This is a genomic window from Streptomyces sp. NPDC059092, assembly GCF_042756365.1.
Taxonomy (GTDB): domain Bacteria; phylum Actinomycetota; class Actinomycetes; order Streptomycetales; family Streptomycetaceae; genus Streptomyces.
Window position 1 is genome coordinate 37,492 of record NZ_JBHZEJ010000019.1, and the last position, 22,766, is coordinate 60,257.

22 protein-coding genes and 5 pseudogenes are annotated in these 22,766 nt (G+C 69.8%); 12 read left to right on the forward strand and 15 right to left on the reverse strand.

Annotation, left to right across the window (positions count from 1 at the left end; translation table 11 throughout):
* Positions 1 to 78 precede the first annotated feature (78 nt).
* The 6 genes from ACFXPL_RS14110 (at position 79) to ACFXPL_RS14135 (ending at position 7,806) form a co-directional block, all read left to right on the forward strand.
* Positions 79 to 486 carry a winged helix-turn-helix transcriptional regulator gene (locus ACFXPL_RS14110; protein ID WP_384917687.1) on the forward strand — a complete coding sequence of 136 codons (408 nt, stop codon included), beginning with the start codon at positions 79 to 81 and terminating at the stop codon, positions 484 to 486.
* An 872-nt stretch (positions 487 to 1,358) separates the two neighbouring features.
* The gene (locus ACFXPL_RS14115; protein WP_384917881.1) at positions 1,359 to 2,198 is read left to right on the forward strand and encodes a helix-turn-helix domain-containing protein; all 840 of its coding nucleotides are present in this window, start codon (positions 1,359 to 1,361) and stop codon (positions 2,196 to 2,198) included.
* 165 nt (positions 2,199 to 2,363) lie between these two features.
* Positions 2,364 to 3,278, forward strand: a complete 915-nt coding sequence (locus ACFXPL_RS14120; RefSeq protein ID WP_384917689.1) for an ABC transporter ATP-binding protein — start codon at positions 2,364 to 2,366, stop codon at positions 3,276 to 3,278.
* Complete coding sequence (locus tag ACFXPL_RS14125) at positions 3,275 to 4,333, forward strand: iron-siderophore ABC transporter substrate-binding protein (protein WP_384917692.1); 1,059 nt, start codon at positions 3,275 to 3,277, stop codon at positions 4,331 to 4,333. Before ACFXPL_RS14120 ends, ACFXPL_RS14125 begins: the two co-directional genes overlap by 4 nt.
* Before the next feature lie 83 nt (positions 4,334 to 4,416).
* Positions 4,417 to 6,504 (forward strand): iron ABC transporter permease, encoded by a 2,088-nt coding sequence (locus ACFXPL_RS14130; RefSeq protein ID WP_384917884.1) that lies wholly within the window; start codon positions 4,417 to 4,419, stop codon positions 6,502 to 6,504.
* Positions 6,505 to 6,699: 195 nt separating this feature from the next.
* Entirely contained in the window at positions 6,700 to 7,806 is a 1,107-nt protein-coding gene (locus ACFXPL_RS14135) for a peptidase C39 family protein (RefSeq protein ID WP_384917694.1), read from the forward strand.
* A gap of 217 nt (positions 7,807 to 8,023) precedes the next feature.
* Here ACFXPL_RS14135 and ACFXPL_RS14140 read toward each other — a convergent pair whose 3' ends face one another.
* The 3 genes and pseudogenes from ACFXPL_RS14140 to ACFXPL_RS14150 form a co-directional block, all read right to left on the reverse strand.
* Positions 8,024 to 8,656, reverse strand: a complete 633-nt coding sequence (locus ACFXPL_RS14140; protein WP_384917697.1) for a hypothetical protein — start codon at positions 8,654 to 8,656, stop codon at positions 8,024 to 8,026.
* Positions 8,653 to 9,090 (reverse strand): hypothetical protein, encoded by a 438-nt coding sequence (locus ACFXPL_RS14145; protein ID WP_384917700.1) that lies wholly within the window; start codon positions 9,088 to 9,090, stop codon positions 8,653 to 8,655. Before ACFXPL_RS14145 ends, ACFXPL_RS14140 begins: the two co-directional genes overlap by 4 nt.
* Before the next feature lie 485 nt (positions 9,091 to 9,575).
* A pseudogene (locus ACFXPL_RS14150) lies at positions 9,576 to 9,665 on the reverse strand (DUF4259 domain-containing protein); the annotation flags it as partial.
* A 598-nt stretch (positions 9,666 to 10,263) separates the two neighbouring features.
* On the opposite strand from ACFXPL_RS14150, the pseudogene ACFXPL_RS14155 reads away from it, so the two are divergent.
* Positions 10,264 to 10,491, forward strand: a pseudogene (locus ACFXPL_RS14155) (hypothetical protein); the annotation flags it as partial.
* Between the two features lie 62 nt (positions 10,492 to 10,553).
* Here ACFXPL_RS14155 and ACFXPL_RS14160 read toward each other — a convergent pair.
* From ACFXPL_RS14160 to ACFXPL_RS14185, 6 genes and pseudogenes are all read right to left on the reverse strand, one after another.
* The gene (locus ACFXPL_RS14160) at positions 10,554 to 10,739 is read right to left on the reverse strand and encodes a CsbD family protein (protein WP_384917703.1); all 186 of its coding nucleotides are present in this window, start codon (positions 10,737 to 10,739) and stop codon (positions 10,554 to 10,556) included.
* A 601-nt stretch (positions 10,740 to 11,340) separates the two neighbouring features.
* A complete protein-coding gene (locus ACFXPL_RS14165; RefSeq protein ID WP_384917707.1) occupies positions 11,341 to 12,285 on the reverse strand; it encodes an NADP-dependent oxidoreductase in 945 nt (314 codons plus the stop codon).
* Between the two features lie 121 nt (positions 12,286 to 12,406).
* Positions 12,407 to 12,781 (reverse strand): MerR family transcriptional regulator, encoded by a 375-nt coding sequence (locus tag ACFXPL_RS14170; RefSeq protein WP_384917710.1) that lies wholly within the window; start codon positions 12,779 to 12,781, stop codon positions 12,407 to 12,409.
* Between the two features lie 93 nt (positions 12,782 to 12,874).
* Positions 12,875 to 13,012 carry a hypothetical protein gene (locus ACFXPL_RS14175; RefSeq protein ID WP_384917713.1) on the reverse strand — a complete coding sequence of 46 codons (138 nt, stop codon included), beginning with the start codon at positions 13,010 to 13,012 and terminating at the stop codon, positions 12,875 to 12,877.
* A 628-nt stretch (positions 13,013 to 13,640) separates the two neighbouring features.
* Positions 13,641 to 14,199 (reverse strand): annotated as a pseudogene (locus tag ACFXPL_RS14180) (hypothetical protein).
* A gap of 191 nt (positions 14,200 to 14,390) precedes the next feature.
* On the reverse strand, positions 14,391 to 14,990 hold the full coding sequence (locus ACFXPL_RS14185) for a hypothetical protein (protein ID WP_384917716.1): 600 nt from the start codon (positions 14,988 to 14,990) through the stop codon (positions 14,391 to 14,393).
* A 260-nt stretch (positions 14,991 to 15,250) separates the two neighbouring features.
* Here ACFXPL_RS14185 and ACFXPL_RS14190 point away from each other — a divergent pair, with 260 nt between their 5' ends.
* From ACFXPL_RS14190 to ACFXPL_RS14205, 4 genes and pseudogenes are all read left to right on the forward strand, one after another.
* Positions 15,251 to 16,978, forward strand: coding sequence for a sensor histidine kinase (locus ACFXPL_RS14190; RefSeq protein ID WP_384917886.1), 1,728 nt, complete (start codon positions 15,251 to 15,253; stop codon positions 16,976 to 16,978).
* 108 nt (positions 16,979 to 17,086) lie between these two features.
* Complete coding sequence (locus ACFXPL_RS14195) at positions 17,087 to 17,749, forward strand: response regulator (RefSeq protein WP_384917719.1); 663 nt, start codon at positions 17,087 to 17,089, stop codon at positions 17,747 to 17,749.
* Positions 17,750 to 17,841: 92 nt separating this feature from the next.
* On the forward strand, positions 17,842 to 18,273 hold the full coding sequence (locus ACFXPL_RS14200) for an SMI1/KNR4 family protein (RefSeq protein ID WP_384917722.1): 432 nt from the start codon (positions 17,842 to 17,844) through the stop codon (positions 18,271 to 18,273).
* 110 nt (positions 18,274 to 18,383) lie between these two features.
* Positions 18,384 to 19,026, forward strand: a pseudogene (locus tag ACFXPL_RS14205) (IS256 family transposase); the annotation flags it as partial.
* Here the strand turns inward: ACFXPL_RS14205 and ACFXPL_RS14210 are convergent.
* The 6 genes and pseudogenes from ACFXPL_RS14210 to ACFXPL_RS14235 all read right to left on the reverse strand — a co-directional run.
* The gene (locus tag ACFXPL_RS14210; protein ID WP_384917725.1) at positions 18,978 to 19,304 is read right to left on the reverse strand and encodes a hypothetical protein; all 327 of its coding nucleotides are present in this window, start codon (positions 19,302 to 19,304) and stop codon (positions 18,978 to 18,980) included. The pseudogene ACFXPL_RS14205 and the gene ACFXPL_RS14210 sit on opposite strands and share 49 nt — an antisense overlap.
* The gene (locus ACFXPL_RS14215) at positions 19,186 to 19,503 is read right to left on the reverse strand and encodes a hypothetical protein (protein WP_384917902.1); all 318 of its coding nucleotides are present in this window, start codon (positions 19,501 to 19,503) and stop codon (positions 19,186 to 19,188) included. Before ACFXPL_RS14215 ends, ACFXPL_RS14210 begins: the two co-directional genes overlap by 119 nt.
* On the reverse strand, positions 19,500 to 19,685 hold the full coding sequence (locus ACFXPL_RS14220; RefSeq protein WP_384917727.1) for a hypothetical protein: 186 nt from the start codon (positions 19,683 to 19,685) through the stop codon (positions 19,500 to 19,502). Before ACFXPL_RS14220 ends, ACFXPL_RS14215 begins: the two co-directional genes overlap by 4 nt.
* On the reverse strand, positions 19,685 to 20,125 hold the full coding sequence (locus ACFXPL_RS14225) for an ABC transporter permease subunit (RefSeq protein WP_384917889.1): 441 nt from the start codon (positions 20,123 to 20,125) through the stop codon (positions 19,685 to 19,687). Before ACFXPL_RS14225 ends, ACFXPL_RS14220 begins: the two co-directional genes overlap by 1 nt.
* Positions 20,126 to 20,570: 445 nt before the next feature.
* A complete protein-coding gene (locus tag ACFXPL_RS14230) occupies positions 20,571 to 21,299 on the reverse strand; it encodes an extracellular solute-binding protein (RefSeq protein WP_384917892.1) in 729 nt (242 codons plus the stop codon).
* Between the two features lie 155 nt (positions 21,300 to 21,454).
* Positions 21,455 to 21,673: pseudogene (locus ACFXPL_RS14235) on the reverse strand (hypothetical protein); the annotation flags it as partial.
* 106 nt (positions 21,674 to 21,779) lie between these two features.
* Between ACFXPL_RS14235 and ACFXPL_RS14240 the strand changes: the two are divergent.
* Positions 21,780 to 22,619, forward strand: coding sequence for a hypothetical protein (locus tag ACFXPL_RS14240; RefSeq protein ID WP_384917730.1), 840 nt, complete (start codon positions 21,780 to 21,782; stop codon positions 22,617 to 22,619).
* Positions 22,620 to 22,766: the final 147 nt, after the last annotated feature.

A 22,766-nucleotide genomic window follows, 5' to 3' on the forward strand; every position in this document is an offset into this window, starting at 1 on the left:
GAATAGTGACAACAAAACGATAGGTGACTAGGATGAGAGGGCCAAGACCGCACTTTTGCCACAGGTGGTGAGCTCCAGGTGACCTCCTCGACACGGCGTCCCCCTCACGGGAAACGTGGAGATCTGTTCGATCCGCAGTGTCCGACCCGCCGTCTGCTCGACCGGATCGGTACGAAGTGGACGTCCATGGCCATCAAAGTGCTGGCGGAGGCGTCCCCGGAGGAGGTGCGCTTCGCGGAACTGCAGCGCAGGATGACCGGCGTCTCGCAGAAGATGCTGTCGGTCACTCTTCAGGGGCTGACCCGTGATGGCCTGGTCAACCGTCGGGTGGAAGCGTCGGTGCCGCCACGTGTGTACTACCGGCTCACCCCACTCGGCCTGACACTGGATGAACCGCTGGCCAGGCTTCGTGAGTGGGCCGAGGAACACATGGCCGAGATCGACCGCGCGAACGAGCGCGGCCAAGAGTCCACGGCCGACGGCTGATCACATTCGGGAGCCGACTGGCAGAACTGGTGGACAGCGCGGGCCCACCGCCGCGATCACTGCTCTCGTCACTTGCCGCCACCGGCGAAAGCAGGCCGGCGACGTCACTTCCTGGACGGCGTGCGGCTGATGCGTCCTGGCCTCCTGAGAATGGCAAGGCTGACCGCGCACTCGTACATACCCCGGCCGCGCGCGGTCTGCCACCGGCGCGGGGTGTGGCCCGCCACGCGGCACGCGTCCATGCCGCCGACGGTGATGCCGGCAGCGCGCACTCGGCCGGTCTGCTGTCCTGCCTCGACGGCGCTCACGGCACCGATCTGCGCGGTCCGATCTCCCTCCGGGCCGAGTTCTCGCGGCGCGAAGTCTCGGCCTGCCCGCTGCCCGCAAGCCGGTATCCCTCTTGTGCCGAACCCGGAATCCGGCCCGGAACGGGCAGCGTCCGACGGAGTCCTGGCGGCACGGCGCAGGGCCGGATCCGCCGGCTGACACGCACACCGGGCCTGAGCGCCCGTCGCCCCGGCGTGGTGGCGGCGGCGCCGGCCGGAGCGATCGAGGGAGACGGCCGGGGCCCGCCCACGCCCCCGGTGCCCGGCCCGGACCCAACGGTGTCTTTCGCCGAACCGCCGAACCGCCGAACCGCCGAACCGCCGAACCGCCGAACCGCCGAACCGCCGAACCGCCGAACCGCCGAACCGCACCAAGATCCCGGATGACGCGGCGTCACCGAGGCCGCGTTCCGTTGATCGTCCTCACGGAATTGGTGTTTGGTCCCACTGCATGTGAACAGGGCTACGGGGCCTCCGGCGTCGGTGTGGGTCCCGGATAGACTCCTTCGCATGGTCCGATCATCTCGTGATGGTGTGAGTCCCGGGATGTGGCGGCGCGAGACGGGCACCGTGGTGCGCCGGGCCTCGGCGCTTCCGGAGCGGGCGGCAGCCCCCTATGTCATCATCGCCGGTTCGCGGGTTCCCCCTGTTCCCACGGAGTGGGCGCCGCACTCGCATCCCCTGCACGAGCTCGTCTGGGTGCGCGGGGGAACTCTGACGTCCCGTGTGGAGGACCGTATTTTCACCGTGTCCGTGGGGCACGGGCTGTGGATGCCGGCCGGAGTGGTGCACGGGGGCCGGGCGACGGCGGGTGCGGTGTTCCACGACGCCTTCTTCGCCCCCGACCGCACGCCGTTCGCGTTCGAGGAGCCGATGGCGATCGCGATGCCACCGGTGCTGGAGTCGTTGCTGACTCATCTGTCCCGCACGGATCTCGACGCCGCGGCCAGGGCACGGGCGGAGTCGGTCGTGTTCGACGTGCTCCAGCCGTCGGAGCGCCAGTTCGCGTTGCAGTTGCCCGGCGACGCCCGGATCGACGCGATCGCCGAAACCTTGCTGGACGATCCTGCCGACTGCCGCTCGCTGGACGAGTGGGCGCGCGCGCTGGGGATCAGCGACCGGACGATCACCCGCGCGTTCCGCCACGCGACAGGGCTGTCCTTCGCGCAGTGGCGACAGGCACTGCGCGTCCATCGGGCACTGACACTGCTCTCCGAGGGGCTCGATGTGCAGACCGTCTCCGAGACGCTCGGCTACGCGCAGCCCAGCACCTTCATCGCCGCCTTCCGGCGGGCCATGGGAACCACACCGGGCGCGTTCTTCGACGCGGCCGACGGCGCCCCCTCCGGTGTCCGGAATCCCGTATCGGGTGTCCAGAACTCCTGATTGTCGACATGGCAAGCGGACTATAACCTTCTTCGAGTTAGGCAACCCTTAGTTGTTGCTCGCCGCGTGCGGTGTTTCCGGGCGCCGGAGAGTCTGCGGGCTGTTCGGCATCGGCCGGACGGAGGGTGCCGCAGCCGTTGCTCCTCCAACCGTCCGGACCCGTCAATGTTTATGAATTCATCCCGGCGCGCCCGTCGGCGTGCGGCCGATCCGGCCACGCCTTCGGGTGCTCTCCGTGGGCACGATCTGGTACTGCGGTACGGCGGGGCGCCGGTCGTCCACGGCGTCTCGCTGGCTCTGGAACCGGGTCGCGCGACCGCTCTGGTGGGGCCGAACGGCAGTGGGAAGTCCACGCTGCTGCGCGCGCTCTCCCGACTGCACCGGGTGGACGACGGCCGGGTGACGCTCGGTTCCCGCGACGCACACCCCGAGCGCGAGGCACACCTGCTCAGCGCCCGCGAGTTCGCGCGTGAGGTCACACTGTTCTCGCAGTCGAGGCCCGCGCCTCAAGGGCTGACGGTGGGGGAGGTCGTGGCGTTCGGACGCCACCCGTACCGGCGTGGTTTCGCCGGCTTGTCCACCGGGGACCGCGGCGCCATCGAGCACGCCATGGGTATCACCGGCGTCGGGGACATGGCCGGCCGGCCGGTCGGGGAACTCTCGGGCGGGGAGATGCAGCGTGTCTGGCTCGCGGCCTGCCTGGCGCAGGACACCGGCGTCGTGCTGCTGGACGAGCCCACGAACCACCTGGACCTGCGCTATCAGATCGAGACGCTCGACCTGGTGCGCGATCTCGTAGAGGAGCACGGCGCCGCGGTGGGGATCGTGCTGCACGACCTCGACCAGGCCTCCCGTGTCGCGGACACGCTGGTCCTGATGCGCTCCGGCCGGGTGCATGCGGCGGGCGCGCCCGCCGACGTCCTCACCGCGAAGAACATCGGCGCGGTCTACGACATCCGTGTCGAGGTCGGCGTGGACCCTCGCACGGGCCGTGTCCGCATCGACCCACTCGGGCGGCACTCCGCCCGGAGCGGCGCATCCGCCGCTCATACGAACCGTAAGAAAGAGGACCCTTCATGAACCGTGCCAGTCGTCTCGCCGCGTCGGCCTCCGCAGGGCTCGTCGTGTTCGCCGCAACGGCTTGCGGCACGACCGGTGTCGACAAAGCCGAGACCGGCGGCAGCGCGTCGCCCTCGTCGAAGAGCTGCGCCCAGGACACCACGACAACCTCGAAGAAGCCGGTCTCCTTCAAGGACGGTGTCGGCCGGCAGGTCACACTCGACAAGCCCGCCGAGCGGATCGCGGTCCTGGAATGGCAGCAGATCGAGGACGCGCTGACCCTGTGCGTCACCCCGGCCGCGGTCTCCGACGCGAAGGGATACCGCACCTGGGTCAGCGCGGAGAAGCTGCCCGACGGGGTGACGGATATCGGTACCCGTGAGGAGCCCGACCTCGACACCCTCTACGCGGCGAAGCCCGACCTTGTCGTCGTGGAGGCGTTCGACGCCGACGACGAGACCATCAAGAAGCTGGAGAAGCGAGGCGTGCCCGTGATGGCCACGCGGGGGGCGAACCCGGCCGACCCGATCGGGAACATGCGGGACGTGTTCAGCATGATCGGCGAGGCGACGGGGCGTACCGAGCGGGCCGATCAGGTCCTGGGGGAGTTCGACGAGCACCTCGCGACGGCGAAGAAGCGGGTCATCGACGCCGATCTGCCGACGAAGGACTTCCTGTTCTTCGACGGATGGCTCCAGGGAGGCAACCTCACCGTCCGCCCCTACGGCGAGGGCGCCCTGTTCACCGCGATAGGCCAGCAGCTCGGCATGAACCCCGCGTGGACCGACGACGTCAACAAGGCGCACGGGGACGGGGGCGTCGATCCCGCCTACGGCCTCGCGCAGACCGACGTCGAGGGACTCACCGCGGTGGGGAACGCCAACCTCTTCCACGCCAACGACGAAGGGGTGGGGGGATATGTCGAGGCCCTGGAGAAGAACCCGATCTGGAAGTCGATCCCGGCGGTGAAGGAAGGCCGTGCGCACGCGTTCCCGGCGCGGGTGTGGGGCGCCGGCGGTCCGCGCTCCTGCGAGCAGGCGATCGACGCGTACGTCAACGTACTCGCCAAGAAGTGAACACACCGCAAGAAGTGAACACACCGCAAGAGGTGAACACACCGCGAGAGGTGAACACACCGCGAGAGGTGAACACACCGCGGATATCGGCGTCCGGACGGAAGCCGCTGCCGCAGGCCGAGCACGGCGGCGGGCCCACCGGAGTGGCCGTCCTGGCGCTGCTTCTCGTCGTGACCGCCCTGGTGGGCATGTGGCACCTGACGCAGGGGACGTCGGGCGTCGGCGTCGAGGACCTGGTGCGGCATCTCGCCGGCGAACGGGAGAGCGCCGACGGTGCGCCGGTCGGCGAGATCCTCGCCGGCTCGCGTCTGCCGCGCCTCCTCGCGGGTGTCGCCGTGGGCTTCGCCCTCGGCTCCGCCGGAGCGCTGCTGCAGTCCGTGACGCGCAACGCGCTCGCCTCCCCCGACACCCTGGCGGTCACGGCCGGGGCCTACTTCACGCTCTCCCTCGTCGCGGCCCTCGGCCTCGCCGTCCCGCTGTGGGCGTCGGGCGCCGTCGCCTTCGCCGGCGGCCTGCTCGCGGCGGCGCTCGTGCTGGTCCTCGCGGGCCGGGCCGCGGGCACCACGGGCACGCGCCTCATCCTCGCCGGATCGGCGACAGCGATGGCCCTGGACGCGGCGACCGCGATGCTGCTCATCCTGTTCGACCAGAACACGACCAGTCTCTTCGCCTGGGGAAGCGGTTCACTCGCGCAACTGAACATCGACGCGTCGGTACGCGCCTTCCCCCTCGTGGCCATGGTGCTGTGCGTGGCCCTGGCGCTGTCCCGGCGGCTGGACGTGATGAACCTCGGCGACGACGCCGCGTCCACCCTCGGCGTACCGATTCGGACCACCCGCGTGACCGCCGTGCTCTGCGCGGTGCTCCTGACCAGTACGGCGGTGACACTCGCGGGCCCGATCGCCTTCGTCGGACTCGGCGCCCCCGTCCTGGCCCGCCTGATCGCGGGACGGTTCCGGGCGCTGCGCCGGCATCTCCTCCTGGTACCCGCGTCCGGGCTGCTCGGCGCGTTGCTCATCCTGCTCGCGGACGCGTCACTGCGTGCGGTGCAGGGTGCCGAGGGGGCCGCCTCCATTCCCACGGGTGTGCCGACCGCGTTGCTCGGCGCCGTCGTGATCGTGGTCCTCGCCCTCCGCCTCCGCGACACGGGCCAGCTCCGTCAACCACCCAACGCGCGCGTCCGCACACGGTCGCGCCGGGCGTTCCTCCTCGTCGTGTTCGGCGCGGTGGCACTCCTGGCCGCGGCGGTCCTCGTGGCGGTCCTCGCGGGGAGCCTGTGGCTGCGGACGGGGGACGTGGCGCTCTGGGTCCGGGGAACCGCCCCGGACCTCATCGGCCAGGCGCTCGACGACCGGGTCCCGCGCGTGGCCGCCGCGGTCCTCGCCGGCGCGGCGCTCGGACTGGCAGGCTGCGCCGTGCAGAGCGCGGTGCGCAACCCGCTGGCGGAGCCGGGGGTGCTCGGCATCACGGCGGGCGCCGGGCTGGGCGCGGCGAGCGTCGTGACGTCGGGCCTGCCCGGCGGACGGCCGCTGCTCGTCGCCGCGGCGGTCGTGACGGGGCTCGCCACGTTCGCGGTGATCGCCCTGCTGGCCTGGCGCGGCGGCCTCCTGCCCGACCGGTTCGTGCTGATCGGCATCGGCTGCGGGTACGGCCTCAGTTCCGTCACCACGTTCCTCCTGCTGCGTGCCGACCCGTGGAACACGCCCCGGATCTTCACCTGGCTCTCCGGCACGACGTACGGGCGCACGCTGCCCGACGTCGCACCGGTCGCGGTGGCACTGGCACTCGCACTCCCCACCCTGTACGCCATGCGCGGCCGGCTCGACCTGCTCGCCGTCGACGAGGACACCCCGCGCGTCGTCGGCGTCAGGCTGGAACGTACACGCTTCGCCGCACTGGCGATCGCCGCGGTCCTCGCGGCGTTCAGCGTGATCGCCGTCGGCGTCGTCGGTTTCGTGGGGCTCGTCGCCCCGCACCTCGCCCGGTCACTGGTCGGCGCCCGCCACGGCCGCGTGATCCCGGTTGCGATGCTGCTCGGCGGGCTGCTGGTCTGCGTGGCCGACACCCTCGGCCGCACGCTCGTCGCACCTGCCCAAGTCCCGGCGGGCCTCATGATCGCCCTGGTAGGCGCACCGTACTTCGTCTGGGTGCTCCGACAGTCCCGAGCGTGACGCCGAGCAGCACACCCGCACCGACTCCTACACCACCTCACCCCCCGGGAACACCGCACGGCGCGTCAACCCCGCACCGACCCCCGATCCCTCCCCAACCGCCACGCGGCCCGGACCCTGGAGCCCGCACCGCCACGGGAGAACTGCGGGCCGACCCCAACCCCTGCCCCCTCCCGACCCGTCAGGAGTCCCGGAATGCCACCCCACCAGGAAACGCCACTGAAGGGCACCGTCGTCCCCTTCGAGCCCGACGCGTTGCCGACCCCGCTGAGGCGGCTCGGACACGACGTGCTGGAGCGCTGGCGCGCGGTCGACCGTTCCGCCCACGCCCCGCAGGTCGTGGCCGTTCCCGGGGACGACGGCGAGGACTGGGCCGCTGCCGCGCTCGTGACGGCACGCCCGAACACCGCCTACCTGAAGATCGTCGACGCCGTAGGTGACATGCCGGCGGCCGTCGACGCCGTGGTCTCCCACGCACGTCACCAGGGCCTCGCGCAGGTCAAGTGGGAAGGGTGGACGGCGAGCCCCGAGGCAGCCGCCGAAGCAGGTTTCGCCCCGCTGCGTGTCCCGCTCACGCAGGCGCAGGACGCGGGAGGACCCGGTTCCGGCTACGTGCGCTGGCTGTGCGACGGCGCGGTGGCCGAGCCCCCGTACTACGGACAGACCACGCACTTCACGTGCGGCGCCGTCACCGCCCTGGTCGCACAGGCACACGCGGGGGCGCTGCCGCGGGAGTCGCTCGACCGCCCGGCGGAGCTGACGCTGTGGCGCGACGCGACGAACTTCCCCGCGTGCGAACCCGTCGGACTGGGCGTCGCCGTTCGTCGAACGTGGCCGTCGTCCGCGGTCGAGGTCTTTCTCGACGCGGACCGGCCCGTCCTGCTCGACCACCTACCGCCGAGCGAGCAGGAGTGGCGCGCCGTACTCCAACGCGTGTCGCGGACGGACGCCGGGCGGGCCGGTGTCCCGATCGACTCACGCCACCTGCCCATGACCGAGATCCGGAGCGCGATCGGCCGACGGGAACACGTGCTGCTCCTGGTCTCGCTCGCCGGGATGCAGGGGTTCGACGTGCCGCACTGGGTGCTCTGCCACGGCGCCGTCCCCGGGGCCGTCGTGATCGAGGACCCATGGGCCAACACGGCCACGGGGGACACCTGGGTCGACGCCCACCTGCTGCCCGTACCCGACGCGTCACTCGACGTGATGTCGACGATCTCACCGGACCGTTACCGCGGTGCAGTGATCATCGACTGCCCGGAGCGGCGCGACGCATCCGCTTCCGAGCCGGCCGATGCGTAGACCCTCATCCTGCCGCGCCACCCTGGCGGGCGCCGGCCCCGGAACCCCTGCACGTGCAACAAATCCCCACCGCCCCCAGGCGTGAACCGGGCCCCGCCGTAACGATTGGAGGTTCGCGCGGGGAGTGACGGCGGGGGCGGCGAATCCCCCGGGCACCATGCCGCTTCTCGGACGGCAGCAGGCCAGCTCTTGAGGCGACCTGGTGCCGTGTGCCGGGCTACCAGGTGGTCAGGTCGACTACGTGGACACAGTGGGGGTCGGATGTGTCTGGCGTCCAGCGTTCCTCTTCGTCGACGAGTGAGGGCAGGGCGGCCAGCAGGGCGGTCAAGGCGCCGGTGAGCTGGATGTCGGCCGCGATCAGGCCGTCGGCCTTTTCGGCGGCGAGGTAGAGGCGCATGCTGTTCCGGCCGGTGAAGAGGAATCCGCAGAGCGGGGGGCTCGGCGGGTTCTCGAGGAACGGCCAGGCCAGCGTGCGCAGCACACGCAGCGCCTGGTCCGTGCCGGTCGGGCCCGCGGGTTCGAGGACGGCGGTGTCCACCGGGACCAGGGGCATGCCCATTACGGACGCGTCCGTGCGGGGGAGAGCGGCGGATGCGAGCGTGCGCGTCCAGCCCAGCACCAGCGGGGCGGTGACCGGCTCGTCGTCCTCGTCCGACAACGGGATCTCGTAGGCGACCATCTCGCGCGCCGCGACCGTGTCGGCGGCGCCGGTCACGATCCGGACCGTGTCCCGCGCAGGCAGCACACCGCGCAGGAAGATTCCCTGGACAAGGGGCGCCGCCGTGTAGTCGAGAAGGAAGCGCGTGAGGTACGCCTGCTGCTCGACCGTCTCCTCGCCAACGCCGCTCACTCGTTGACCCAGTTCGGGCACTTGGTCATGCCTTTGCAGTAGGCGGTGATGACACCGATCTTCTTTCCCCTGCCCGCGTCGTACTCACCGTCGGCCGTACGGCGGGCGTATTGCACGATGACCACGATGTTGACCAGCTTGGTCTGCTTGCGGGCGACCCCGTAATACTCGAGCCTCCCTCCGCTTTTCTTGTCCACCCTCCCGGCCAGGGCCGCGTCGACCACCCGGCACTTTTTGATGTTGTGCTTGCCGGAGAAGTGGTTCCAGCCGAGATCGCCGTTGCCGTAACGAGTGGGGATCACCCGCCCCTCGGGATCGGCCTGCTCGCACTTCACCTTCTTGTTCCAGTTCCGCTCCGCTGACGCCTCGGTCACCGGTGCGACGACGAGACAGGCACCGACGGCAGCCGCGGCCACCATGCTGATCATCTTCATGACCGGACCGTGCCACCCCACCGCACAGGTTATTCCTTCCCCACCGACAGATTCGTTTCTCTCCCCCCAGACGGATGAGGCCCCGAATGGACAGCCGAGCGAACTGCCCGCGCCTGCCCCCGCGTCGTCAGTGCTCGGCGGGCAGGCATTCCGACTGTCGCGTAACCGCCTGGCGTCGATCCACGGCACGCGCATGTGTGGTGCGAGCCGGCCGGAGAGAGCCGCCCCGGCCGCCGGCCAAGCCGCGGCACCGCGACTGCCGTGCCCTGACCGAGCCATAAAGGGCCTGTGAAACAGGCATTCTGTTCAACAGGTAGAGGTTTCCGCTTACTCCTGGATCGGCCCCTGCCCAGGTGTTTCCGACTGTTCCTGGCCGCTGTTGATCATGCGTTGGCCCCGTTTCCAGCCGTCGGCTCGCCCCTTTGCGGGCTGCCGCGCCGGAAATTGGTATCCCGCTGATGGGACGACGTATGGAGGTCGATGCCTTCACGTTCGCCTGTGGCCGCCTCGTCGAGGCCGCCACAGAAGTCCGCCGCGGTGTCGTTGTCGAAGGGGCCGATATCCCAAGTACCCATAATCTCTCCCCATCATGAGGTTGACCGAGGCATTCTCACAGAGGCCACTGACAACAGCCGCTCAGCCCAGGGGTGTCCACTGGCGCCTCAGATGGGGCCTCTCGAACGGAGAGGGAGATCCTTGCCGTTCTGTGGGAGGTTCCTGGCCGACAGAGTGATGGGGTGGCGTAGGAGATCGACCTCGGCGATCCGGACGGCGATCCAGTCGTCCACGCTGACGATCCGGTACCTCTCCGAATTCGAACGCAACCACATCGCCGACCGGTTACGGGAGAAGGGGACCATCCGGACGAGCCCTGCACGCGCTGGGCTGCGGCTCCTCCACGGTCAGCCGGGAGATACGCCGCAACGGCGCTCTCCGGCGCGGCACCACGTGGACCTGTCGCGCCCCACGCCGCCCAGCCCGTGCGACCGGCTGCCACCCCGCCCAGTCCGCCGGGACAGGACTTCCCCGACGACCTGGAGATGCGCGTGGCGCACGAGACCATCTACCAGACGCTTTACGTCCAGGGCCGCGGAGAGCTCCGCCCTGAATCACCAAGGTCCCGGGGACCGGGCGGGCCCGCCGACGCCCCCAGCGTCAGGCGAACAAGTGCCAGCCACCCCTTCATCAGGCGGTCCTCGGCCACTGGGGGGCACGGGCTCACATGAGAACACGAACGGCCCGCTCCGGCAGTACTTCCCCAAGGGCACCTACCTGTCCCACTACAGCTGTGAGGACCTGGACACCGTCGCTGCCGAGCTCAACACCCGCTCACGCAGGACGCTCGGCTGGGAAACCCCAGCCGAGCGTCCGTCTGAACTGCTCGCCACCACACGTCGGTGATCACGTGTTGCAACGACTCCTGGAATTCGCCTGGTGGCGGGAGAGGGCTTCCCCGTGGGCGCTCAGCTCTCGTCGCGCATGGAGTCCTTCATGCCCTTGGCGCGGTCGCGAGCGCCCTCCATGGTGTCCTTCGTCTTGCCTTTGGCCTGGTCGGTCCTGCCTTCGGCCTCCTTGCGTCGGTTTCCGGTGGCCTTACCGGTCATTTCCTTGGCTTTGCCCTTGGCCTTGTCCATCGCGCTGTCGCCCATTGCGGCTCCTCGGTGGTGCGAATGCAGACCATCCCAAACTAGGGCCGATACGACATATGCGCCTGGTGGGGCGAACAGTCCTCTACGTGGCTCCAGTCTTCGGCGACCGCACCGGGGAGGCGAGCGGGTCTGGGGGGCTTCCTGTCACCGGTGCGAGGCTGCGGGCGCTGTGCCTGGCCATCTCCCCGAGCTGGCCAGGCACAGCGCCGTCGTGTCGTGCGACCCGGATTCCGGTCGGCTCGCCGTCTGCCCGCAGCCGTCGGCCTGTGCGACGAGGGCGCGCCTGGAGCGGTCCCGGGGCATCAAGGCCGCCCCGGGGCGGCGGGCCGCACGGTCGTGCGTGCCCTGCGGATCCTGCCGCCCAGTGCCGCACCCGACCGTGCCGGCACTGCCCCGGAACCTGCCGCACACGCCGCGCCGAATGGCTGCTACCGAGCGCTCGAAGCGCACCGCCGGAGCGCGCCGAGGCGTTCCGGGTGAACTGCTCAGAGGGCGGCCCGGCACCGGTTCGGCAGTGGTCCGTAGCGGCGGGGTGGGTGCGGTCCGTAGCGCTGCCGGGCCCGGGGCGCCCCGAGCCGCCTCGGCGCAGCCCGTGTCGCGCTCAGCTCGCGGACGCGGTCCGGTGGGTCAGGTCGATGACGACCTTGCCGGGAGCGTGGCCGCTCTCCACCAGGGCCAGGGCTTCGGCCGCCCGCGAGAGGGGGTACGTCTTGACGATGTACGGGTCGAGGCGCCCTTGCACCATGAGTGCGGCCGCGTGTTCCAGGTCGGCCCGGTCCGCGCGACGGCGTACCATCTCGCCGCCCAGCTCGGCCACCGTCTCGTCGGCGACGGAGACCACCTTCTTCGGCTCGCGGGTCAGCGGTGCCACAGTGCGCAGGGACTCGCCGCCGACGAGGTCCACCAGGCCGTCGACGCCGTCCGGTGCGAGCTCGCGCACCCGGGCGGCGACACGGCCGTCGGTGTAGTCGACGAACGTCGCGCCGGCGGCTTCGGCGAGCGTCCGCTTGGCGGTGCTGCCCGTACCGATGACGTTCAGACCACGATCGCGAGCGACCTGCGCGGTCGCGAGCCCGACGCCTCCGCCGACACCGTTGATCAGTACCGTCGCGCCGCTGGGCAGGTCGAGCTGGTCCACCGCGTTCAGGGCGGACGTGGCCGCTACAGGGATGGTGGCCGCCCAGTCGTCGCGGAGCGCCTCGGGCTTGCGCGCGGTGTTGGTCCCGAGCAGGACCGTGGTCCCCGCGTAGGTTCCGGCCCCGGTGAGCGCGCAGCCGAACACGGTGTCGCCCACGTCGAGTCCCTCGACCTCCGCTCCCACGGCCAGTACGACACCGGTGGCTTCCGCCCCGAACACCTGAGGGAAGGGCCGTTCACCGAAGAATTGCGGAGCGATGCCGGAACGCAGCTTGTGATCGAGGGGATTGACGCCGGCGGCGGTGACCCGTATCAGGACTTCCGCCGGATTCGGCACCGGATCCGGCCGGTCGAAGAACTCCTGAACCTGCGGCCCGCCGAACTCGCGGAACCCGAACGCCTCACTCATCGTCATCTCCTGAACCACATCCCACGGTGCCGACGCACGCCGGCTTCATGGTGTCGGCGCCCTGCCGATGACTCCGGACGCTATGGCTTGACACCGGTGTCAAGTGCAAGCGCCGGGTTCCTCACCGCGTCAAGGCACGTTCGACACAGTCGTGGTGGGGGTTGACGGTGGCCTCGATCACGTCGTCCAGGCGGTCGCGTGCGGTGAGCAGGCTGGAGATCTGCTGTTCCGTGCGCTGACGTTCGGTTGCCAGGAGCTGAAGCAGCTCCGGGGTCGCTTCACCCGCCTCCACGCAGGGCAGTACCCCGCGGATGGTCCTGCTGGAGAGCCCCGCGCCGTAGAGCAGCTGGATGAGCCGGACCCGCTCCACGGCGGTGCTCTCGTACTCGCGATGCCCGGCGGGCGTCCGGGTCGAGGCGAGCAGTTGCTGCTGCTCGTAGTAGCGGAGCACCCGGGTGCTGACTCCCGCTTCCGCGGCCACCTCGCCGATTCGCATGGGCTCTTCCCTCGTAGGACGCATGATCCCCACTGTCGCACAACCGCTGCCCAAGGGGCGTTGCCCCAGATCAGGGGCCAGATGGCCGCCCCGTCATGCCGAGACGAGGGCTGCGCGGGCCAGGACGGTGACGGTGGTGCGGGGGTGGGCGCGGGACAGGGTGGGAGCGAGGCGGAGGAGGAGTGGGAGCAGGAAGCGGGCGTGGGCGAAGTGGACGCCGGTATGGGGCATGAACCGTGTGATGACCTGAGTTCGCGAGGTGGGCGGCGAACCCGGAAGACGGGCCTCGCCACGTTTTTCACCCCGCGAGGACGGTGGCCCGGCCGCCACGGCGTACGGCACCGATGACCGTGGCGTGCCGATCGGCCTGATGACGCCCGAACGCGGCACGGCCGCCGGGCCGCCGAGGACAGCGTCCTCGCCCAGTTCGACACATCCTCGCTGCGGCCTCTCCGGATTTGCCCGCGCGGTGGTATTCGACTCGGACAACGGGCGGCCTGGAGGGCCCCCGGCGCGCGCGTACGGCACGAAGCGGTGCTGGAGCGTGCGGAAGCTGATCGCGGCGGTCACCGCGAAGGTGCCTGGCGTACTGTCCGCGCGGCTCAGCACCCGGCGCGTCACGTCTCGTTCAAGCGGATGGGTGAGCGGCCTTCGTCGGCCGTCCCCGAGAGGCTGCGGTCAGGGGCGTCCGTTCCTCATGTCTGCGGCAAAGGGGGCAGCGCTCGCCTGTTCGCCTGAGCGCGGGAGCCGCCGCGCGGCCGGGGCTCCCGGGCATGTCCTGTCAGGACGGGGGGTGTGGGGTGTGGCGTGAACACTGTCGTGGGGGCGTAGATGCTCGACAGCAGCGGCCAGAATCTCATCAGCGGACGCCGCACCATAAACGACAGCCTTGCTGATTGTTTCGGAATGAGGTCCGGAGTCGCCTCAAGCAGATTATTCTGTCGGCGAGTTGGAGCAGTCCGAGGTGGAGGTCGGCTCGTATCTCTCGTAGCGGATGCGCAGTTGTTTGAACTGGTGGAGCCAGGCGAAGGTCCGCTCGACGACGTGTCCTGCCCAGTTGCGAGCCGTGCGGGGCGGCGTGGCGGGCGATCTCGGGTGTGGTCCCACGTGCGCGGACGAGGCGCCGGTGCTTGTCGAAGTCGTACCCGCGGTCGGCGAACAGCCGCCGTGGCCGGTGGCGTGGCCGGCCCCGCAGCCCGCAGACGCCGCCAGGCCGTCACCCCACTGCAGCCCACCAGCTCCGCGGCAACGCCCCGCCGGCCCACACTCTTGCGCAGCAAGTAAACGATGCCCCCCCCAGAGCAGCACGGTCACCGGCCGGCGGCCGCGCGGGATACCGGTGCCGTCGAGACGGACGAACCGGCAGCAGCGGGACTGCGACGTTCCCACAGGCCATCAGGCACAAGGCCAGCAGACACCCACCAGATCCTGCCGACCCAACCCCCAACCCCCAACTGCCGAACCACCACACCGATCTCATTCTGAAACGATCAGTAAGTGATTCCCGATTCCGGTCCGTCCGGCAAGGCCCCGGCGGTCCGGCGGTTTACGCCTCGGTGGGTCCCTCCCGAAGCCGTGCCGGCGCGCCGCACGCCGATACCGCCGCGCGTCAGCGCTCCTCCAGCGCGTCAAGCGCCACGGCCTGCGCGATGGCGAGGCGGCGGTCGAGGTCGGGGGCGAGGATGTCGAGCACGTACCGGTCTCGCAGCCCGAACTTCTTGTCGACCGCCATCAACCGCTTGTCACCCTCGGTAAAATCGAAGTGGTACGGCCAGGGGAACGGCACGAAGTCCGTGAACGGCAGCCACTCCCAGATCCGGCGCACCCCGGCCACCACCCGGTTGCGCTCGCGCCCGGTGAGATCCATCGTGCCCGGCTGTCGCATGCTCCAGGTCGAGCGAAGGAGGGAGGCGACGGGTTCGTTGCGGAAGGACCCGATGGTCTGACCCACCGCGTCCCGTACGTCGTACACGGTTTCGAGGTCGAGGGCCTGGCGGGCCTCGAAGGCGCACAGGACGAGTTCCTTGGACTCGTCGGTGTAGAAGGCCATCTGTTCCCTGAGGGTGATCCGTTTCTGCTGGGCGAAGGCGACGACCTCGCCCTCGGAGCCGTCCGGCCGGGCCGCGGTCACCACGTACTCCTTGGTCCTGAGGGTCATCTTCTGCCGGATGGTGAACCGCTCGTGTGCCTGTACGCGTGCGCTGTCCATGTGACGTCTCCCGTTGTCTTCTTCTCGTACTGCCCGGCTGTGTACCGCCTGCCGGACTTCCGGCCCGACCGGTCCATCGTCACCGTGGCGGCCGCCCCGGCGCAGTTCCCGGAAGTCGCGGCCAGGAACGACCGACGGCGACACCACGGCCGCTCCGACAACGCTCGTCCTGGCTGCGGTCGGCGACTTTCGTCGTTCGCCGGTACGACGGAGGGATGATGTGGGTGCTCCCGCTCCTCGCCTATCGTCGGTCCGTGGAAGTGGAAGAAGCAGACATCCCCCGCGTCGCCCGGGCGCTCCTGCCCCGGCTTGCCGCCGCGTCGCCCTGGAGCCGCTACCGGATCGCCGGGGAGGCCGCGCTCACCGTTGCTCTTGCCGGGATCGCTGGGGTGTTCGACGCCGTGGGGGCCGGGTTCGGGGGCCGGACCCTCGCCGTCGTCGCGGGCGTCGCCCTGCTGTCGCTGACCCGGCGCGCCCTGCCGGCGACGGTGCTGGTCCTCTCCGCCGCCGCGGCCGGGGAGCTGATCGCCGCAGTTCCGCTGCTGGTCTACGCGAGTTGGTCGGCGGGCAGCCGCATCGTGAAGCCCTGGCGCGTGGCCGCCGTGTACGCCGCCGCGCTCGCGGCCCATGCGGCGTTGACCGCCCACGGCGAGATCACCGCCGGTTCCGGCCCGTCGCCGGTCACCATGGTCGCGTTGGGCGCAGGGGTATTTCTGGCACTGGCGATCGTGCCGTGGCTGGCTGCCCGCTACCGGGCCCAGCGCCGTGCGCTGCTCGGTGCGCTGCGGAGCAACAACGACCAGCTCGTACGGGAGCAGGCGATGGTGGCACGGGAGGCGCGCCTGCTGGAGCGCCACCGTATAGCCAGGGACATGCACGACAGCCTCGGCCACCAACTCGCCCTGATATCTGTGCACTCGGGCGCCTTGCAGGTCGATCCGGAGCTGACCGGCCGCCAGCGGGAAGGGGTACGGATCCTGCGGGAAGCCTCCGTGACCGCGATGGGGGAGCTGCGCGAGGCCGTCGGGATCCTCCGCGAGGACCGGAACGTGCCCGACGGCCGGGCCGGCGGACGTCCGGTTTCCCGACCGGTCGCCTCCATCGACGGTCTGGTCGAGTCCTCCCGGGCCGCGGGCGCGACCGTGGAGCTTCACCGGTCGGGCGCCCGGCGGCCGCTGGTGCCCGCCGTCGAACACACGGCGTTCCGCATAGCACAGGAAGGCCTGACCAACGCCCACAAGCACGCGCCGGGCGCCCCGATCAGCCTGGCCCTGCGCTACGAGCCGGACAGCCTGGTGGTGGAGGTCGCCAACGGGCCCGTACCGGCCGGGGCGGCGCAGGGGCCGGCCGCGATCAGTGGCGGCCAGGGACTGAGGGGACTGCGGGAACGGGCCGGGCTCGTCGGTGGCATGGTGCACACCGGTCCCACCGCGGACGGTGGGTTCCGTATCGCCGGCATGCTGCCGTACGACACCGGGGACGGCGAGCCGAGGCCCGGCCCGGACGGCGCGACCTCCGTAGGCCTCGGGGACGACTTTGTGGGGCAGATGAGGAGGGGAGCGGCGGGCGAGGGTGGAGCGGTCATCAACCGTATCGATCCGCCAACGGAGTTCACCACCGCCATGACCAACAAGAAGAACGTGGCCATCGGCTGCGCCGTCACCGCTGTCATCCTGGTCGGAGCCTTCGTCGCCCTGGGGACATGGGGGGTGAAAGGGGTGATGAAGGAGATGAAGAAGGCCGAGATATCGCCGAGTGTGTATGAGTCGGTGAAAGTGGGCGATGCCGAGGCGGATGTACAGGACAAACTACCCGACGAGGACTCGTGGCTGACGACGGATCTGAAGGACCAGGGTCCGAAGCTGCCCGAGGGCGCGGCCTGCCGCCACTTCACCTCCGACGAGGACGGCCTCGACACCGTGACCGTCTTCCGGTTCTGCTTCAGTGACAAGAAGCTGGTCGCGAAGGACACCTTCGAAGCGACGTGATCCCGCGCACGGTTAAGCCGGACCTCTGTGTGACGCACCCGATCGGGTCAGGGCATGATGGCGGGGCCACGCCATCCGCTCCACGACCGACACCACGCAGGAGGCTGTGTGATCCGGGTCCTCGTCGCCGACGACGAGCCGCTCATCCGGGCCGGCATCAGGATGATCCTCACCTCGGCCGACGACATCGACGTCGTAGCCGAGGCGGGAAACGGCCGTGAGGCGGTGGAGAGTGCCCGGGGCACCGCCGTGGACGTGGCTCTGCTGGACATCCAGATGCCGGTGATGGACGGACTGGCGGCCCTGACCGAGTTGCGCCGCGCCGCGCCGGACGTGCGGGTGCTGATCCTCACCACATTCGGCGAGCGTGACAACGTGCTGCGCGCGCTCGGCCACGGTGGCGTGGGCTTCCTGCTCAAGGACTCCGCCCCCGAGGAGCTGATCCATGCGGTGCGGGCAGCGGCGGCCGGGAACGCCTATCTCTCGCCTGCGGCCACCCGGCACGCGGTGGACGCCCTTGCTTCCCCGGAGGCCACCACCCGCACGGACGAGGCCAGACAGCGCGTCGACGGGCTGACGGCGCGGGAGCGCGACGTGCTCGCGCTGCTCGGCGAGGGCCTCTCCAACGCGGACGCGGGCAGGCGGCTGCATATGAGCGAAGCCACCGTGAAGACCTATGTCAGTCGCATCCTGACCAAGCTTGGGTGCGACAACCGGGTACAGGCCGCGCTGCTCGCCCGCGACGCTGGAATCCGACCGGGCGGGATCTGACTGCGATCTCTCGGTTTGGTGTCGGTGGTGGTGAGAGTCGTTGGTGGCGATCCTTCGGAGAAGAGCACCACCAGTTCCGCCTCGGCCCGACGTTGACGGAAACACGTATCGCCGCGTTCGAGGCCAAGCACGATACGGCTCTTCCGGACGCGTATCGGCAGTTACTCACTCACATCGCCGGCTCCAGCGTGACACCGTTCTATGGCCTCATGGCGCTGGAGCAGTGTTCCCTGCCTGTCATGAATTCGCGCGGAGAACCAGGAACACCCCGCGGTTTCGGCGACGCGGGTCCCGGCGCACACGAACGCGACCTTTTCCTTCACATCAGTGAAATGGGCTGCACCGACGTATGCATCCTGAGGGTGACGGGCCTGCTCACCGGCCGCATCCTCATCGGCAACAGCGATGGGCACTGGGGCCCCGACGTCTCCTCGGCCACCGACTTCCTCGACTGGTACGAACGCTGGCTCAACCAGAGGAACGCCGGACGCGACAACCGAGCCCTGGAACTCCCATCGCCTTGACTCCGCGCGCACCCGAACCGCCATCGTCCGACTCCGAAAAACCGACGCTCCGCAACGACTCCGCTGAGTGACGACTGTCCTTCTCGGGACTGTAAGACGTTCGGTGCAAACGCTCCAAGACCGTGCTGACCGATGTCGGCCCGGTGGAGATAACCGTGCCCCGCGACCGCGACGGCTCCTTCGAGCCGAAGATCGTCAAGAAGCGGCAGAAGCGCCTGGCCGGTGCCGACGAGATGGTCATCTCGCTGGCCGCGAAGGGCTTGACCATCGGCGAGGTCCAGGCCCCACCTGGCGGAGGTCTATGGCGCCGAGGTCGCCCGCGGGACCGTCTCCACCATCACCGACAAAGTGCTGGAGGGCATGGCCGAATGGCAGAGTCGCCCGCTCGACGCTGTCTGTCCGGTGGTCTTCATCGACGCCATCCACGTGAAAATTCGTGACGGCGCGGTCGCCAACCGGCCCATCTACGTGGCCCTGGCCGGCACCGCCGAGGGGCGGCGGGAAATCCTGGGACTGTGGGCGGGCGACGGCGGCGAGGGCGCCAAACACTGGCTGCACATCACCGAGATCAAGAACCGCGGCGTCAGCGACGTCCTCATGCTGGTCTGCGACGGACTCAAGGGCCTGCCCGAGGCGGTGGAGACCGTCTGGCCGCAGACGATCGTGCAGACCTGCGTGGTGCATCTGCTGCGGAACTCGTTCCGCTATGCCGCCCGCCAGGACCGGGACAAGATCGCCAAGCTTCTCAAGCCCGGCGTATGGGGCGCCATGAACCCGTGCAGGCCCACGCCTTCCTTGAAGATGGAGAACTTCTCGGGAGCCGCGGCCATGTGCGCCATCGACGCCGCGTAGTCCTCGGGCGTGTGGGAGCCGAGCGAGATGCGTACGCCTCCGTTGTAGACCCGGACACGGTCACGCACCTTGCCGCCCAGCAACCGGTGTACGGGGACGCCGAGAGCCTTGCCCGCCACGTCCCACAGGGCGATCTCGATGGCCGAGACGACGGCGCCCCACGGCGTGGACGCGCCCATGCTGCCGGATGCGGAGCTTGCAGCGCTCGACTTCCATCGGATCGGCCCCGAGCAGCAGCGGGCGGTACACCCCGAGCGTCGCGGCCACGTAGGGCTTGGAGAACTCGATCTCGGCGAAGCCGTCGATCCCCTCGTCCGTCAGGATCCGGAGCACGGGGGACCGGCCGATACGAGCACACCGGATGTCGCTGATCCTCATCCTGTGACCGCCCCTCCGGTCAGCCCTGCCGTGAAGTACCGCTGCATGATGACGAAGAGGATGACGATGGGAACGGTGAGGACGACGGACGCGGCCGTGGTCACGCCCCGGTCGACATCGAACTCGCCGGCGAACTGCGTCAGTGCCACGGAGGCGGTGCGCGAGGCCGTGGACGTGGCCATCACCGAGGCGAACAGGAACTCGTGCCACGACTGGAGGACGCGAACATCCCGGCCGCCGCCAGGCCCGGGGCACAGACGGGCAGCGTGACGTAGCTGACCGCGTCGAACCGTGAACCACCGTCGATCTGGACGGCTTCCTCCAGTTCGTACGGGATCGCCGCGATCCGGTCGCGCACCATCCACGTCACGAGCGGCACGGTGATCGCGAGCTGGGCGAACGCCACCCCGCTCGCCGTGTCGAGCAACTTCAGCGACGAGACGATCTGGTGGACCGGCAGCAGCAGCACGGTGAGCGGCACCATCTGCCCGAGCAGGATGAACAGGGCCAGCGGCCGTGCCGACCTGAACCGGAACCGTGCCAGCGCGTATCCGGCACTGAAACAGAACAGAACAGAACAGAAGAGTGGCGAGGGCGACGAGGCAGCCGATGACGACGGAATTCAGCAGCGCGCGGGGCATCGACGACGAGGTGAACACCGCGGCGTAGTTCTCGAACGTCCACGAGGCGGGCAGCAGACGGGCCGGTACGGCGAAGATGTCACCCCGCTTCTTGAACGGCGTGAGAACCATGACCGCGATCGGGGCGAGGCTCCGCACCAGCAGGACCACCAGGGTTCCCCAGACCGCGGCGCGGGCGGACGCGCGGCCGATCAGAAGTCTCATGTCTGCTCCTGGAGATCGGTGCGCATGGTCCGCGCGAAGAAGACGGCGAGGACGGCCCCGATGAGCACCCGCACCAGTGCGACCGCGGACACGAGAGCCTGATCCCCGTTCTCTGGAACGCCTGGTGGAGAAGGATGGGCAGGATCGTCGACGCGCCGGCCGGCCCGCCGCTCGTGGCGACCCAGATGATCGTGAAGGAGTTGAGGGCCCATATCGCGAGTGTCAGCACGCAGATGCCCGTGGTCGGGCGGATGGCGGGCAGGATGATGTGCCGCAGGATCGCAGGATCGCAGGATCGCAGGATCGCAGGATCGCGGGACCGCCGGCTCCGTCGAGACGGGCCGCCTCGTAACGCTCGGCGGGGATGGTGGCCAGCGCCGCCGGGACCATCAGCATCACGAACGGCGCGGTGACCCAGATCTGGATGCGCGACCGCCCACAGCACGATGCCGGGATCGGAGAGCCAGCGGACGGGCACTCCGTACCGTCGGAGACGGCGAAATCGAGGAAGCGCAGCGTCAGGTCGTTGGGATCGCCCTGCATCGGCCACGCGGTTCCCACCACGTTGCCTTTGGTGAGCCGCTTGGCGTCCCGCTCGAAATCCGCCCAGGTGCGCGGCGGGGAGTCGATACCGGCCGCCGCGAACAGCCGGGGGTCGCAGATCAGGGTGTTGGTCGCCCACCGGTACGGCACGGCGTACGTACCGCCAGCGCGGCGATGAGCCGGCCCGTCCTCGTCGACGGGTAGCGCCGCGAGGCGGGGGCGGCCAGGTGTTTGAGGAGGCGGCCGAGCGGGCTGTCGGCCGCGGGCATGCGTTCTCCGGCGGGAGCTCGTTGGCACGCACGGGCGGGTGCGTCCGTGTCTGCGAGCGGTCAGCGATGACGTACCTGGAGAGGTTCTGCACGGCTCCACCCCGGTCAAGGACGCCCGCGACCGCCGCGAGGCCACCATCGCCACCGCGGTTATCCCTTACTCCGTCACCGCCGCCCGCGCCGTCTGCCCCTGAGCCCTCCAGCAGGTCAGTGGATCCACCGGTGGGGTTCGGGGCGGACCTCCGAGGGCAAGCTCTACCCCGCCTCGGTCGACGCCCGTTCTCCCTCCGAACCGTCGGCCATGTATTCACCGCCGGACCAGACCCTCCTCCGGTCCTCCTCGCTGAGCTCGTCGACCTTGTCCTTGTGCTCTTCGACCGAGTCGTCGGAGACGTCACCGATGACCGTTCCGATGATTTGCTCCACGCCTCCGGCGGCGGTGTCGGTGGCCGGCGGAATGAGTACCGCGGCCGTGCCCACGGCCGCGGTGTCGGGCAGGAAGGCGACCCCTGCGGGCGTTTCGCGCGCCTCCCTCGTGCTGGAGCAAGAGGTGTGGTGCGCGTGATGCTGCGCAAGCGTTCAGGATGAGTTCAGGTATCCGGTGGCACTCTCGTGGGCCATGACCTACGAAACGTCTGAGACATCCGCGTCCCCCACGGCAGATGGACGGGCCGTTCCGGCGCGGCACCGGCTGCGCTGGAACAAGGTGCCCGAGGTCACCCTCTACTTCTGGATCATCAAGGTGCTGTGCACGACGGTCGGTGAGACTGCGGCCGATCTGCTGAACGAGAAGGTCGGCCTGGGTCTGACCGGGGTGTCGGTGCTGATGAGCGTACTGCTGGCCGCGGCCCTGGTGGTGCAGTTCCGTACGAGGGCGTACCGGGCCGGCGTGTACTGGCTCGCTGTGGCTCTGATCAGCGTCGTCGGCACCCTGATCAGTGACAACCTCACCGACAACATGGGCGTGCCGTTGGAGACGAGTACGACGGTGTTCGCGATCCTTCTCGCGATCGTGTTCGCCGTCTGGTATCGGCGTGAGCGGACGCTGTCCATCCACAGCATCGACACCGCCAGCCGCGAGTCCTTCTACTGGCTCGCGGTGCTGTTTACCTTCGCCCTGGGCACCGCGGCCGGCGACTTGGTCTCCGAGCGCATGGATCTCGGGTACTGGCTTGCCGCCGTTGTGTTCGCCGCGGCCATCGCCGCGGTGGCCATCGCGCACTTCGCGCTGGGCCTGGACGCGGTGTGGAGCTTCTGGATCGCGTACATCCTCACCCGCCCCCTCGGCGCGTCCGTCGGCGACTACCTCTCCCAGGCCACCGGTGACGGTGGCCTGGGCCTGGGCACCGTGATCACCAGCGCGCTGTTCCTGGCCGTGATCCTCGGCTTGGTGGTCTACCTGAGCGTGACGCGCAAGGACGCCACCGAGCCCGAGCCTGACGCTCGACACACGCCCTGACCTGCCACGCGGTAGGTGTTCAGGATGCGTTCAGGCATCCGATGCGACGGTCGGAGATCTCGGCCACCGTCGGCGGCCGGCACACTCAACAGGTCGCTCGACCCGTCACGCGGAAAGAGCGCCCTGCGGTTCGACCGGACAGGAGAC

Excerpts from the sequence above, each read along its gene's own strand:
- ACFXPL_RS14115 (WP_384917881.1), top strand. The coding sequence starts at position 1,359 with ATGTGGCGGCGCGAGACGGGCACCGTGGTGCGCCGGGCCTCGGCGCTT.
- ACFXPL_RS14120 (WP_384917689.1), top strand. The coding sequence starts at position 2,364 with ATGTTTATGAATTCATCCCGGCGCGCCCGTCGGCGTGCGGCCGATCCG.
- ACFXPL_RS14125 (WP_384917692.1), top strand. The coding sequence starts at position 3,275 with ATGAACCGTGCCAGTCGTCTCGCCGCGTCGGCCTCCGCAGGGCTCGTC.
- ACFXPL_RS14135 (WP_384917694.1), top strand. The coding sequence starts at position 6,700 with ATGCCACCCCACCAGGAAACGCCACTGAAGGGCACCGTCGTCCCCTTC.
- ACFXPL_RS14145 (WP_384917700.1), bottom strand. The coding sequence starts at position 9,090 with ATGAAGATGATCAGCATGGTGGCCGCGGCTGCCGTCGGTGCCTGTCTC.
- ACFXPL_RS14160 (WP_384917703.1), bottom strand. The coding sequence starts at position 10,739 with ATGGGCGACAGCGCGATGGACAAGGCCAAGGGCAAAGCCAAGGAAATG.
- ACFXPL_RS14165 (WP_384917707.1), bottom strand. The coding sequence starts at position 12,285 with ATGAGTGAGGCGTTCGGGTTCCGCGAGTTCGGCGGGCCGCAGGTTCAG.
- ACFXPL_RS14170 (WP_384917710.1), bottom strand. The coding sequence starts at position 12,781 with ATGCGAATCGGCGAGGTGGCCGCGGAAGCGGGAGTCAGCACCCGGGTG.
- ACFXPL_RS14175 (WP_384917713.1), bottom strand. The coding sequence starts at position 13,012 with ATGCCCCATACCGGCGTCCACTTCGCCCACGCCCGCTTCCTGCTCCCA.
- ACFXPL_RS14185 (WP_384917716.1), bottom strand. The coding sequence starts at position 14,990 with ATGGACAGCGCACGCGTACAGGCACACGAGCGGTTCACCATCCGGCAG.
- ACFXPL_RS14210 (WP_384917725.1), bottom strand. The coding sequence starts at position 19,304 with ATGGGCGCGTCCACGCCGTGGGGCGCCGTCGTCTCGGCCATCGAGATC.
- ACFXPL_RS14215 (WP_384917902.1), bottom strand. The coding sequence starts at position 19,503 with ATGAGGATCAGCGACATCCGGTGTGCTCGTATCGGCCGGTCCCCCGTG.
- ACFXPL_RS14220 (WP_384917727.1), bottom strand. The coding sequence starts at position 19,685 with ATGGCCACGTCCACGGCCTCGCGCACCGCCTCCGTGGCACTGACGCAG.
- ACFXPL_RS14230 (WP_384917892.1), bottom strand. The coding sequence starts at position 21,299 with ATGGTGGCCTCGCGGCGGTCGCGGGCGTCCTTGACCGGGGTGGAGCCG.
- ACFXPL_RS14240 (WP_384917730.1), top strand. The coding sequence starts at position 21,780 with ATGACCTACGAAACGTCTGAGACATCCGCGTCCCCCACGGCAGATGGA.